The sequence below is a fragment of the Nostoc sp. FACHB-152 genome, from assembly GCF_014697475.1.
Lineage (GTDB): Bacteria > Cyanobacteriota > Cyanobacteriia > Cyanobacteriales > Nostocaceae > Nostoc_B.
On sequence record NZ_JACJRV010000010.1, the window covers coordinates 81,047 to 94,223 of the forward strand.

The window sequence follows — 13,177 nt, forward strand, 5'->3', positions numbered from 1 at the left end:
ACCTACTATAGGGAATTAAAAAACATGAGTCAACATATATTATTATCTACAGAAGATCCAGGGGTTGGTGGAGTTGCACAATACAATCATTCACTATTATGTAAATTAGCTAACTTAGGTTATCGAGTTACCTGCCTACAACCTCAAGCAGTAAATGATAGTATCATCACTGAGCAAAAAAAATTAGGAATTGAGCATATTTGGTTAAGCCAAGACATAATTCAAAAGTTATCTCAAATCTTAACAAATGCAGGTAATCAACCTGATTTAATTATTTGTAGTAACACAAATCCTTTTGCTAATTTAGCTATCAAGCAAATTGCTATTCAACTTCGTATACCTTACATTATTATTGAGGGACTTGTTGAGCCTCACTTAGCAGATAAATTTTATGTTTATTTAGAAGAATTATCCTATCAATATAATGAAGCTAAGTCAGTAGTTGCAGTTTCATTTGAAAATTTAAATTTATTACACAAATTATTCAAGTTATCTCCAGATTTGGGAGAAGTTATTTATTACGGACGACCTCAACAATATTTCACTGCTTGTGATTTGTATTTACGTAAAAACCTACGTCAATCACTAGGTATTCCTTCAGATGCGATAGTTTGCTTGACTGCTGCTCGTATAGAATCAAGAAAAGGCTACCAGTATCAATTAGAAGCAATTAAGCGTCTGATGAATAGTCCAATATGGGCTAAACTTTACTTTATTTGGATAGGTGGGGGAATCTTTGAGCCACAACTAGAAACCAACCTAAAAGAAGAAGTTGAGCAACTAGGAATTAGCAACAAAGTTCTTTTTTTAGGGCAGCGATCTGATGTTTTAAATTGGCTAAATACAGCTGATATTTTTGTTTTCCCTTCTGTATTAGAAGGAATGCCTTTATGCGTCATGGAAGCGATGGCGAAAGGATTACCAGTCATCGCTTCAGCAGTAAGTGGCATTCCTGAAGAATTGGGTGAAACTGGTAAACTACTGACTGATCCTAAACTTGATCCACAAGCCACAGTCAGAGAATTAGCCAGCACTATTGAAGACTGGGCTATAAATTCTGAATTACGTGAATCTATTGGTCAAGCTTGTAAGCAAAGAGCAGAATATCTGTTTCGGGAAGAGCGAATGCTAGAGCAAACTATGACAGTAGTTGAAAGAGCATTATTACCCGCTAGAGACTATGCTTCACCAGGATTAAAAATCATCCAACCCAATCAATTTTTTCCTAATATGATTGTAGGTAATACAAGCATTTGTAAATGGCCTTATCTACGTCATGATATACCTCATAACTGGTATGTCGATCAGAGGCAACCAAGTATTGGATTTTTAAGTCGTGACGAGGCACATATTCTTTATAATACAGCCCTGAAATTTAAAGGTAAAAAAGCTTTAGAAATTGGATGTTGGCTTGGTTGGTCTGCTTGTCATATGGCTTTGGCAGGGGTTGAATTAGATGTAGTTGATCCTTTATTAGGTAGAGAAGATATTTATGAAAGTGTCAGTGCTTCTCTAAGGGCTGCTGGGGTTTTTGATTCGGTTAATCTTGTATCTGGTTATAGCCCACAAAAAGTAGATGAGTTAGCCCAGCAATTACAACGCAAGTGGTCTTTAATATTCATTGATGGTGATCATGAAGCACCAGGGCCTCTCAATGATGCGATCACGTGCGAAAAATTAGCAGAGCCTGATGCTTTAATTCTATTTCATGATTTAAACTCTCCTGACGTAGCCCAAGGCTTAGACTACTTTAAGGACAAAGGGTGGAATACAATGATCTACCAAACCATGCAAATTATGGGGGTAGCTTGGCGTGGAAATGTTGAACCAGTTGAACACCAACCTGATCCAAAAATTAATTGGAAATTGCCAAAGCATTTAAAAAATTATGATGTCAGCCACAGATCTCAGGCTCAATTACAAATAGTAGGGATTGAGAAATTAGATAATATTAAACAAGCATTTGGAAAAATTATTATTGATGGCGTATTTTTTCAACTCTACCAAACTGGTATTGCTAGAGTTTGGCGAAGTTTATTAGAAGAATGGGCAAATAGTGATTTTGCTAATCATATTTTAGTTTTAGATAGAGCAAATACTACACCTAAAATTAAGGGTATTCGTTATCGCACAATTTCTGCCTACGACTATAACAATAGCGAAGCTGATAAACAGATGCTGCAACAAATCTGTGATCAAGTAGGCGCAGAGTTATTTATCTCTTCTTATTACACAACTCCTATGACAACCCCTTCTGTATTCATGGCTTATGACATGATTCCAGAAGTTATGGGATGGAATATGGATAATCCCATGTGGCAAGTAAAACATCAAGGTATCCAGCAAGCGTCTTCTCATATAGCTATTTCAGAACATACTGCGCGTGACTTGGCAAGGTTTTTTCCTGAAGTAGCTGTAGAGTCTATCACTGTAGCTCATTGTGGAGTTAGCAGTACTTTTTCGCCAGCAAAAGCTGAAGAGGTTAACGCATTTAAAGCTAAATACGGCATTACAAAACCTTATTTTATTTTGGTTGGTGCTGGTAATGGTTATAAGAATAGTATGTTATTCTTTCAAGCTTTTGCTCAACTTGCCAGTAGCTATGGATTTGATATTGTTTGTACAGGAAGCGGCGGTATATTAGCACCTGAATTTCGAGCTTGCACATTAGGTAGTTCTGTTTATATGTTGCAGCTTAGTGATGAAGAATTAGCAATAGCTTATTCTGGTGCTGTGGCACTCGTTTATCCTTCTAAGTATGAAGGCTTTGGAATGCCAATTGTAGAAGCTATGGCTTGTGGCTGTCCGGTAATTACTTGTGCTAATGCTTCAATTCCTGAAGTAGGAGGTGAGGCGGTAATATATGTCAAAGATGATGATGTATATGGACTGGCAAATGCTTTATGTGATGTGCAGAAGCCGAGTGTTCGTCAAGCCTTAATTAAGGCTGGTTTAGCTCAAGCGCAAAAGTTTTCTTGGTCAAAGATGGCTAATATAGTAAGTTCTGCTTTAATTAATGCCACTTTGCTGTCTTTAAATCTTCAGGAAGTTAATTTGATAGTTTTCCCAGATTGGTTGCAGTCAGAAGAGTTAGTTGGTTTAGAATTGCAATCAGTAATTCAAGCGATCGCAACTTATCCTGACAGTCAAAAAACTACTTTACTCATCAATACACATAACATCGCTACTGAAGATGCACAAATGTTACTTTCTGGTATTGCAATGAATCTTCTGATGGAAGAAGATTTAGATATCAGTGAGGGGCTAGAAATTTCTTTGGTTGGTAGTTTAGCAGATGTTCAATGGCAAGCTTTATTACCTCGTCTCAACAGCAGAATTATTTTGGAACATGAAGATAAAACTGCTTTAGCAGAACTACCAGTAAAATTGCTTCCAGCTTGCAAACTAGAAAGTTTTGTTAATCAACTGTGTGTTTTATAAAGTGAAGTGATACAGAGGTTTGAAGTATGGAATTGCAAAATTCCATATTTCTCCTTTGTAATGTACAGCAGTGAAAGATCCTAAATAGACTTTCAAGCCTGTTGTTTATTGCCTATTGCCTATTCCCTGCTATCTTAGCTTACTCCTCAGACTGACCAACGCGACGAATATTGATAATGTCGCTCATTTTTTTGATTTGAACAAAGACTTGTTCGAGTTGCGAGCGATCGCGTATATCTATTCCTAAGTCCATTAAGGCTGGTTGTCCAATAGCTGTTTTAACTTGGGCATGACGGACGTTGATGCCTTGGTCACTCAATCGCGATAGGATATCTTTTAAAACACCCACACGGTCAAGAGCTTCAATTTGAATACTCACTGGGTAAGTGTGGGGACGGCTACTATTCTCTGCGGCTGGGTTCCATTTTACAGGTACTAGGCGATCGCACTCCACATTATCCAGATTATGACATCCTTGGCGATGAATCGAAATTCCTCTGCCTCTGGTCACGACCCCAATAATCGCTTCTCCAGGAATTGGTGTACAACACCCTGCCATATGATAAACTAGCCCTTCCACACCTACAATTGGGGAATCGCTTGCACGGGAACTAGTGTGAGGTACATCCCGTAACGATTTGGTTGTAGCTGATTCTTTAGGTAAAACTAGCGGCGCAGTTGTTACAGGTTGCTGTGACTTAACTACTTCACGCCAACGATTAAGTACTAAGTTTAAGGTGACTTCACCGTAACCCAAACCTGCTAGTAAGTCTTCCACACTGTGATAATTACATTTTTCCGCCACAGTTTGCATTGCATCTGACTTCAGCAAGTTATCAAAACCTGTTTTACCCAGTTCTTTTTCTAATAATTCTCGTCCACGGGTGACATTTTCTTCGCGGCGCGATCGCTTGTACCATTGTTTAATCCGATATTTTGCCGTCGAAGTTCTGACAAAGTTCAACCAATCTAAACTCGGATGGCTATTCTTTTGGGTAATAATTTCTACAATATCGCCATTTTGTAGTCTTGTAGGCAAAGGCACCATCCGCCCATTTACCCTAGCACCGGCACAATGGTTACCTACTTCTGTATGGATGCGATAGGCAAAATCTATACTAGTAGAACCAGGATTTAAGGAAACAACATCTCCCTTAGGGGTGAAGACATAAACATCGTCTTCAAATAAATTATCTTTGACGCTATCTAAATATTCTTGGGCATCTTTCAGGTCACTTTGCCATTCCAACAGCTGGCGTAACCAAGTAAACTTTTCATCTGTGGCTGTCAATGGTGTATAAGAACCACCTGTTTCTTTGTACTTCCAATGGGCAGCAATTCCATATTCCGCAATATGGTGCATTTCTAGGGTACGAATTTGAATTTCTAAAGGACGACCTGTTAAACCAATCACCCCAGTATGCAAAGATTGGTAGCGGTTAGGTTTGGGTAGTCCAATATAATCTTTAAATCTCCCTGGAATAGGGCGAAAAGCATCATGAACTATAGCTAAGGCGCGATAGCATTCTTCGTTTGTTTGAACAATAATTCGCAGGGCTGCTAAATCATAAATTTCATGGAATTCTTTGTGCTGTCGCTGCATTTTTTGGTAAATGCTATAAAGATGTTTGGGACGACCGCTAATCTCTAGACAGCAAATTCCTGCTTGTTGCAACCGTTCTCTTAAAAGTTCTGTAGCTTTAACTAATTTCTCTTCTCGCGCCTTGCGTTTTTCGGAAACGTGCTGCTGTATTTCCCGAAAAGCTTCTGGTTCTAAATATTTAAATGCTAAATCTTCTAATTCCCATTTAATCCGCCAGATTCCTAAGCGGTTAGCTAGAGGTGCAAATATATCTCGTGTTTCTTGGGCGCTGCGGCGGCGGCTTTCTTCGGACATATATTGCAGTGTTCGCATATTATGCAAACGGTCTGCCAATTTCACCACTATTACTCTAATATCTTGCGCCATTGCCAAAAACATCCGCCGGAAGTTTTCAGCTTGGCTTTCGGTTTTGCTTTTAAAATTAAATTTAGAAAGTTTGGTGACACCTTCGACTAGGCACCGCACTTCTGCGCCAAATAGCTCTTCTATTTCTTCAATGGTGACATCTGTATCTTCTACTACATCATGAAGAAATCCAGCTGCTATCATAGCAGGACTACCCCCTAAGTCGCGTAGCAAACCAGCTACAGCTACGGGATGACAGATATATGGTTCTCCCGATTTGCGAGTTTGTCCTTTATGCAGTTGATAAGCAAATTCAAATGCTCGGCAAATTAATGATGCATCATTTTGCCGTCGGTCATCTTCTGCTTCACTCCTGGGTGATGACTCGCGTAAACATTTGTTTAGCCATTCCGGGAGTCTAACGTCAATTGAAGTACTAGTAGCTGTGCCGCTCATACAAGAGGTAATCGCTGGTTAGGTAAACTATGGACGAGATTTACAGCATTTTCTGGGAATGATGCTGTGGCCCTGGTGGGGGCGATAAATGGAATGTCAGGATGGTTGTTAAATTGCCTTTGTTAGTTATCTAGTTTGGTTTTCCAGGATCGTAAACTTGAAAAACAATAGATGACAAACAAAGCCTCAAACCCTGCTTTGAAGCTTGTGATAGTGGTTCAAGAAGATATATTGTAGAAAAATTCTTGTCATTAATACTATCTTAAATGGCACTCAATGTCTTTAAATTGTGAGAAATATCAGGCACTAGCCAATTTACTAGTGCAATTAAATTCGGAAATAACTGCTAACGAACCTGACATAACCCTATTTCGGCAGCGTGTTGCCCAGTTGCAGCAGTTATTTCAACAAGAGATTGTGCCTTTAGTAGCAGAAAACTCAAAAGAGCAATCTTATCGGACGGAAATTAGCAAACAACTGCGTTTATTAGAAATTGATGTTATGTTTTTTCAGGGAGCGCGGCAGACTGCTACGGCACAAGTGAGACTTAAGACCATTGGCGATCGCCTCACTACATTACTTCAATATTGCCATGCGATACTGCAACAAGAGACACCAGGAGAAATTAAAGATTAGCTTGCTGTTGAAGTTTTGTCGTTAAATTAACCAGGATCAAAGAAAACTTATCAACAACATATCTCCTTTAATATCATAAAGATTTAATACTAAGATTCAGTCGCAGATTTGGATGGACATTATTAGTAATAAAACTGTATAAGTATGATTAATGAGTGCCAACACCTTTGATTATCAGTTCTAGAGTCTGGCGCATATAAGCTGTTAATGGTGCGGATGTCGGTTTGAAGACAAGTGCATAATATAATGACCCACTCACTAGGTCGATAATTAAGTCAATATCAGCATCCGGTTGAATTTCACCTCTTGACTTGGCACGTTCTAAGACTTGTGCAAACGCATCACGTCGGGGTTGGGTATATTTTTTCCAATAGACTTGGGCAAATTGCGGATTGCTAGATGCTGTACTGATTATCAAAGCGAGTGTTTGGCGACCTAGGGGACTCTGTATTCTGTTTGCCGCATTCTCGATCACAATATCCATATCTCCCCAAAAACTGCCAGTATTGGGTATCTGTAAATCTTCCCGCAGACTTTCGATCGCATCTGCAACTAATTCTTCTTTAGAAGTATAACGTCTGTATATTGTCGTTTTACCTACACCCGCGCGGGAAGCGATCGCTTCTATACTCATGCTTTGATATCCAATTTGGGCTAATAAGTCTAGGGTTGCTTGCAGAATTGCTTGGTCTGCCTGGCTACTACGTGGTCTACCAGAAGGATTTTTCATAAGGAGTGGGGAAGGGAAGGAGAAAGGGTAAGGGGGATAGGGGAAAGATTTAAATCCTTACCATTTCCCCGCTCTACACCTGTCAATATTTGCGTGGTGAACTACTACTGTGTCTTTAGATAGTATTTTTCCAGTTTTAGCGAATTCCCCCTTGACCTTTCTTAATATGATACGCTACCGTAGCGAAATAGATTGGTCAGCATAATTATGCCCTAACAGGTCAGGGCATTCTCTGAAATTTTTAGCTTTAAATATAATTCTGTTGAGAAAAATGGCTATTACTAATAGTTCCAGTTTTAATCAAGCTGGCTATGTGCAGGGGCCGCTAAAATGGGCGATCGCTTTCTCTGCTGCTCTCGGTGCGATTCTCGAAGTAATTGATACTAGTATTGTGAATGTTGCTCTGACATCTATGCAAGCGAGTTTAGGAGCAACCGTGAGTGAAATTGGCTGGGTGGTTACAGGATATGCGATCGCTAACGTCGTGTTAATTCCTTTATCTGCTTGGTTAGGAGATTATTTTGGTAAAAAAACATACTTTATCTTTTCCCTAATTGGGTTCACCATTGCCTCGGTTGTGTGTGGGTTATCAATTAATCTACCGATGCTGATTGCTTCCCGCATCGCCCAAGGCTTATTTGGCGGAGGATTATTAGCCAAAGCCCAAGCTATTTTATTTGAAACCTTTCCACCAGCCGAGCAAGGTTTAGCGCAAGCAGTATTTGGCGTGGGGGTAATTTCTGGCCCAGCAATTGGCCCAACGTTGGGAGGTTATCTCACCGACGCTTTAGGCTGGCGGTGGATTTTTTTCATTAACATCCCCTTTGGGATTCTAGCAGTAGTCATGTGTTGGATGTTTCTGCCGAAAGACAACAAAAACACAGATCATAGTAAAGCTGTTGATTGGCTAGGGATTGGGCTGTTAATCATTGCGATCGGCTGTATGCAAACTTTCCTAGAGGAAGGCGAGAAAGAAGACTGGTTTTCCTCTGGGTTTATCACCAGTTTGGCTGTAGCTAGCGTTGTGGGATTGGTGTTATTTATTTGGTGGGAACTAAAAACTTCCCATCCAGCCGTTGCATTGAGAGTTTTGCGTCACCGTTCTTTAGCTGCGGGAAGCTTTTTATCTGCAATTGTCGGGATGGGATTGTATGGTGCGCTGTTTGCAGTGCCGATTTTTGCCCAAAGTATCCTGCACTTTACAGCCACACAAACAGGATTATTGTTAGCTCCTGGTGCTTTAGCCTCAGCGATCGTAATGATTATGCTGGGTAAATTATCCACCAAAATCGATGCCAGATTATTAATTGCGATCGGTGGTGTTGGTACAGCTTTTGTCATGTTTGACTTGTCAAAATTGACTTTGCAAACTGGCACAGATGATTTATTTTGGCCGTTGATCTGGCGGGGGGCTTTTACTGTACTGATGTTTTTACCCCTAAGTTTGGCAACTTTAGGTCCTTTACCCAAGCAAGACGTTTCTGCGGGTTCTGGCTTTTATAACCTCACCCGACAACTAGGTGGTAGTGTTGGTATTGCCTTTCTGACTACTTTGTTAGATAAACGCGAAGCTTTTCACTGCGCGATTTTGTCAACTAACCTCAGTCTTTATGATTTTGAAACGAATCAACGCCTCAGTATGCTGACTGGGGCGATGCAAAGCCAGGGAATGGATGCAACCACCGCCCAACAACAAGCCCTGGCTTTACTTCAGCAAACTGTAAATACCCAAGCTGCTGTTTTATCTTTTGCAGATATATTTCGAGTTGTGGGAGTAGCCTTTCTTTGCTCATTACCTCTGTTGTTGTTCTTAGGTAAAGGCGGTGCAAGCGCAAAAGCCCCTGTCGGGCATTAGATACCCGACTTCTTTGAGGATACTGTTGGTGAATGGTGGGTATAACCCCTCACTCCACGAAATTTCGTCATTTCACCAAATGTAGAGACGTAGCAATGCTACGTCTCTACAAGCCAATTTGTAGATAAACAAGGGGTCTGACCCCCTATTCACCAGCTGTATCCGCTTTGGAGAGGAGTTGGGAGAGAGGTCTAAACTATTCATCGAACTCAAGTTAATTTAGTACCTTGAAACAGTTACTTTTGCGGATCTGATAGACTATCTTAAATTTGAAATTTATAGAAGCTAATAGCTCAGGGCTGATCACTAAGATGAGCGATGCCTTATTTAGTATAGAAAATTTGCGAGTAGCCTACCCTCAACGAGGCGACGAAGAGCTAACTTGGGCGGTTGATGATGTATCTTTTAGTTTAAAACCAGGCGAGCGTATGGGCTTGGTAGGTGAGTCTGGTTGTGGTAAATCTACTTTGGGACGGGCGGCGATGCGGTTGTTACCTCCGTCTAGTCGGGTTGATGGACGGGTGACTTTTCAGGGGCAGTCGGTATTTGATTTAACAATTCCTCAATTGCGTAAATTCCGTGGTGAGGCAGTAGCACTGATTTTCCAAGACCCGATGACGCGCCTCGACCCTTTGATGACGATTGGTAAACATTGCATAGAAACTCTGCAAGCACATTCACCTCATTTATCAACTAAGGAAGCGAAAGAAAAAGCTTTGGCGACTTTGGAAAAGGTGAAAATTCCTGCTAGTCGTTGGAATCAGTACCCCCATGAGTTTAGCGGTGGGATGCGCCAAAGGGTAGCGATCGCACTCGCTTTACTTCTCAACCCCAAGTTAATTGTCGCTGATGAACCGACGACAAGTTTAGATGTGACTGTCTCAGCGCAGATATTACAAGAGTTAACGCGATTGTGCGCTGAAGACAACATGGCATTGTTGCTGATTTCTCACGATTTGGCGATGGTGGCAGAATACTGCGATCGCATTGGTGTGATGTACAACGGCAAAATGGTGGAAATGGGGGCGACATCATCTGTGTTTGGCAACCCTCAACATGAATATACGCGATCGCTTTTACAAGCAGCGTTACACATTCAAACGGTGGATGAACTAACTGAAGATTGGGGACTGGGTAATGAAGAACACATTTCTGCATCGCCGATTTTGCGTGTCACAGAACTTCAGCAACACTACACTATAGAACCTAACTTTATTGAAAAGTTATTTAAAGCCGAAAATCAGACAATCAAAGCAGTTGATGGAATCAACCTCGAACTATATAAGGGAGAAATTTTAGGCTTAGTGGGCGAGTCAGGCTGCGGTAAAAGCACTTTATCACGGACTATTTTGCAATTAATTCGTCCGACTGGTGGCAAGGTAGAATTTTTAGGCAAGGATTTAACAAAACTATCGCGCCAACAAATTCGCGCTTCCCGGCGACAGATGCAAATGGTGTTTCAAGACCCCCATGCTTGTCTCAACCCGGCGATGACAGTAGGACAGAGTATCGGCGATCCTTTGTTGATTCATCATCTTGCGGATGCAGCTAAAGCCAAAGAAGAAGTTTTGTGGATGCTGCAAAAAGTCGGGTTAACGCCGCCAGAAGTTTATTATCAGCGTTATCCTTCAGATTTGTCTGGAGGACAGCAGCAACGGGTAGCGATCGCCCGTGCTTTGATTACTCGTCCGAAACTATTAATATGCGATGAACCTGTGAGTATGTTGGATGCAAGTGTACAATCGCAAGTTTTGGATTTGATGTTGCAATTAAAAGAAGAATTTGAGCTAACTTATCTATTTATTACCCATGATTTGTGGTTGGCGCGATTTTTGTGCGATCGCATTGCCGTAATGAATGGCGGCAAAATCGTCGAACTGGGGTTAACAAAACAAATTTTTGCCAATCCTCAACATCCGTATACTAAAACTCTATTAGCTGCGGCTCCCCTTTTAGCACGTGCCTAATACCGTTTCACTATTGAAAGGAGCTTGAAACCCGCGCAGGCAGTTTTTGCCTGTGTAGCCGCGACTCCAGTCGCATGATACAAGATAAGAGTTAAGTCAAAACCAAGTTATCTCTATGTATTACCGTATCTACACCGACATAGCCTAATATCTCAGGAATCTCCCGCGAGTGACGACCGCAAATCTTTTGCAGTTCATTGCTACTATAATTTACAAGTCCTCTGGCGATTTCGTTACCGTTGGTGTCGCACAATTGCACTGCGTCTTGAGTATCAAACTCTCCTTCTACAGTTTTAACACCTGCTGCTAATAATGATTTTCCGGCTTGAGATATCGCTGCGATCGCTCCTGCATCTAAATACAATTTTCCAGATGGGACAAGGCCATAAGCTATCCAACGTTTTCTGGCGGAAGTTGGTTCCGGTTGCGGCTCAAAATGAGTTCCCAACAATTCGCCTTGTAAAATTTTTTCGAGATTTCGCGGGTATCGCCCTTGAGTAATCACAGTCCGCACTCCAGCAGCAACGGCAATTCTCGCAGCCGATATCTTTGTCACCATTCCACCCGTTCCCCATTGTGAACCTTGAGTGCCTGTTTGCACTTGCAATTGAGCTAATTCTTTGATGTCACTCACCAAGGAAATAGGTTTTGCATCAGGGAAGGAACGCGGGTCGGCGGAGTAGAGTCTGTCTACGTCGGTGAGTAAAAATAGCCAATCTGCTTCAACTAAACTAGCCACCAATGCCGAGAGAGTGTCATTGTCGCCAAATTTCAGTTCATCGACGGCGACGGTATCATTTTCATTAACTACAGGAATTACCCCCAGCCCTAGCAATTCTTTAAAAGTGTTGTAAACGTTCAGGTAACGGCTACGTTGTACCAAGTCGCTGCGAGTCAGTAATACTTGAGCAATCGGTTGTTGCAAGGTAGTAAATAAATCATCATACACCCGCATTAACCGCCCTTGACCAACTGCGGCTACTGCTTGTTTAAGCGCGATCGCTTTGGGACGCTCGGTTAAGCCTAATCTGGCACAGCCCACGCCTACCGCACCAGAAGAAACTAAAATTACGCGATTGCCTTTCCGCCTCAAGTCGCAAAGAGTTTCCGCTAAGGTAGCAATGGTAGAAAGTGCTAATTGCCCTGTTTCTGGTTGGGTGAGGCTAGAAGTGCCGATTTTGACGACAATTGTTTTGGTCATTTCTCAATGGTCAATGGTCATTAGTCATTAGACTTCTTGCAAAAGTCCTTATTTGCGAGCTTTTCTTTGCGTCTTTGCGCCTTTGCGTGAGACAAAAAAATATTTATGCAAAAGGTCTATTCGTCATTAGTCAATGGTCATGAACAAATGACAAAGGACAAAAAAGTAAAGCGTCATTCCTTCTATAAGTGAAGGCTGACGCTTTACCAGTTTATAGTTATTTGTTATTTACTAGGGTCTTTTTTGGCTGACCCCATGTTATCAATACTTATAATCACAGGTTTTTTGTGCTTCCCAATAATTTTTAATTATTTCTTTAGATTTACTTTCCTGACGATTTGTTAACTTTTGTGGATTTTAGATTGTTTAGGTGTGATTGAGGCTCCTAATATCTCTGAAATCCAAACTTCAAAATTTCTGACGGGATGGGAGCGCAGGGCAGCATCAGGATGGACAATCGGTTCTACAAGAATTGTAAACATTCCCAGGCGATTACCAGCCAAGACATCAGTAAACAAGCGATCGCCCACCATACCTACTTGTGCGGCGGGCAAGCTCATTGCTTGGAGTGCGGCTCTAATTTTTCTGCGTGAGGGCTTGGCTGCACCTAAGTAGTAAGGCAAGTTTAAAGAACGAGCAATGCTGCCAATTCGGGCTTCACTTAAGTTATTACTCACCAACCACAAATCGACATGACTGCGAATTTCTTCTACCCATTGTTTAAGTTCTGGAGAAGCCGTATCCACAGTAAAAGGAACTAAAGTTTCATCAACATCTAACACCAGCCCTTTCAGCCCATATTGTTGAATCGTTTCTGTACTCAACTGCAAGATTGAACCTTCTAAAATCAAGTCAGGCTGTAAGAAATTGTTCCAGGTCATAGACATAATTAAAGATCACAAATAGAAACGCCCTTTATGGAGAGCGTTTCTTTAGTACTCAC

Annotated in this window: 8 protein-coding genes; 4 read left to right on the plus strand and 4 right to left on the minus strand. The window is 41.3% G+C overall.

Translation table 11 applies throughout. The features are described 5' to 3' along the window. The first annotated feature begins 24 nt into the window (after positions 1–24). A complete protein-coding gene (locus H6G76_RS11270) occupies positions 25–3,441 on the plus strand; it encodes a glycosyltransferase (protein ID WP_199337332.1) in 3,417 nt (1,138 codons plus the stop codon). A gap of 139 nt (positions 3,442–3,580) precedes the next feature. On the opposite strand, the gene H6G76_RS11275 is transcribed toward H6G76_RS11270, so the two are convergent. After that, positions 3,581–5,845, minus strand: coding sequence for a bifunctional (p)ppGpp synthetase/guanosine-3',5'-bis(diphosphate) 3'-pyrophosphohydrolase (locus H6G76_RS11275; protein WP_190699846.1), 2,265 nt, complete (start codon positions 5,843–5,845; stop codon positions 3,581–3,583). A gap of 276 nt (positions 5,846–6,121) precedes the next feature. On the opposite strand from H6G76_RS11275, the gene patD reads away from it, so the two are divergent. Continuing rightward, entirely contained in the window at positions 6,122–6,481 is a 360-nt protein-coding gene (gene patD / locus H6G76_RS11280) for a heterocyst frequency control protein PatD (protein WP_190699848.1), read from the plus strand. Positions 6,482–6,629: 148 nt separating this feature from the next. Here the strand turns inward: patD and H6G76_RS11285 are convergent, their stop codons facing one another. Then, positions 6,630–7,211: a TetR/AcrR family transcriptional regulator gene (locus H6G76_RS11285; protein ID WP_190699851.1), complete on the minus strand. Its 582-nt coding sequence runs from the start codon at positions 7,209–7,211 to the stop codon at positions 6,630–6,632. Between the two features lie 271 nt (positions 7,212–7,482). Here H6G76_RS11285 and H6G76_RS11290 point away from each other — a divergent pair, with 271 nt between their 5' ends. Together H6G76_RS11290 and H6G76_RS11295 are read left to right on the plus strand one after the other, a co-directional pair. Continuing rightward, positions 7,483–9,066 carry a DHA2 family efflux MFS transporter permease subunit gene (locus tag H6G76_RS11290; protein WP_190699856.1) on the plus strand — a complete coding sequence of 528 codons (1,584 nt, stop codon included), beginning with the start codon at positions 7,483–7,485 and terminating at the stop codon, positions 9,064–9,066. A 311-nt stretch (positions 9,067–9,377) separates the two neighbouring features. Next, positions 9,378–11,033 carry an ABC transporter ATP-binding protein gene (locus tag H6G76_RS11295; RefSeq protein WP_190699859.1) on the plus strand — a complete coding sequence of 552 codons (1,656 nt, stop codon included), beginning with the start codon at positions 9,378–9,380 and terminating at the stop codon, positions 11,031–11,033. 91 nt (positions 11,034–11,124) lie between these two features. Here H6G76_RS11295 and proB read toward each other — a convergent pair whose 3' ends face one another. Both proB and H6G76_RS11305 read right to left on the minus strand, forming a co-directional pair. Then, positions 11,125–12,234 carry a glutamate 5-kinase gene (proB, locus tag H6G76_RS11300; protein WP_190699863.1) on the minus strand — a complete coding sequence of 370 codons (1,110 nt, stop codon included), beginning with the start codon at positions 12,232–12,234 and terminating at the stop codon, positions 11,125–11,127. A 341-nt stretch (positions 12,235–12,575) separates the two neighbouring features. Next, the gene (locus H6G76_RS11305; protein ID WP_190699866.1) at positions 12,576–13,115 is read right to left on the minus strand and encodes a YqeG family HAD IIIA-type phosphatase; all 540 of its coding nucleotides are present in this window, start codon (positions 13,113–13,115) and stop codon (positions 12,576–12,578) included. Between the last annotated feature and the right edge of the window lie 62 nt (positions 13,116–13,177).

Bases quoted from the DNA above. Each gene is read 5' to 3' on its own strand.
- H6G76_RS11270 (WP_199337332.1), top strand. From the start codon at position 25: ATGAGTCAACATATATTATTATCTACAGAAGATCCAGGGGTTGGTGGA.
- H6G76_RS11275 (WP_190699846.1), bottom strand. From the start codon at position 5,845: ATGAGCGGCACAGCTACTAGTACTTCAATTGACGTTAGACTCCCGGAA.
- patD (WP_190699848.1), top strand. From the start codon at position 6,122: ATGTCTTTAAATTGTGAGAAATATCAGGCACTAGCCAATTTACTAGTG.
- H6G76_RS11285 (WP_190699851.1), bottom strand. From the start codon at position 7,211: ATGAAAAATCCTTCTGGTAGACCACGTAGTAGCCAGGCAGACCAAGCA.
- H6G76_RS11290 (WP_190699856.1), top strand. From the start codon at position 7,483: ATGGCTATTACTAATAGTTCCAGTTTTAATCAAGCTGGCTATGTGCAG.
- H6G76_RS11295 (WP_190699859.1), top strand. From the start codon at position 9,378: ATGAGCGATGCCTTATTTAGTATAGAAAATTTGCGAGTAGCCTACCCT.
- proB (WP_190699863.1), bottom strand. From the start codon at position 12,234: ATGACCAAAACAATTGTCGTCAAAATCGGCACTTCTAGCCTCACCCAA.
- H6G76_RS11305 (WP_190699866.1), bottom strand. From the start codon at position 13,115: ATGACCTGGAACAATTTCTTACAGCCTGACTTGATTTTAGAAGGTTCA.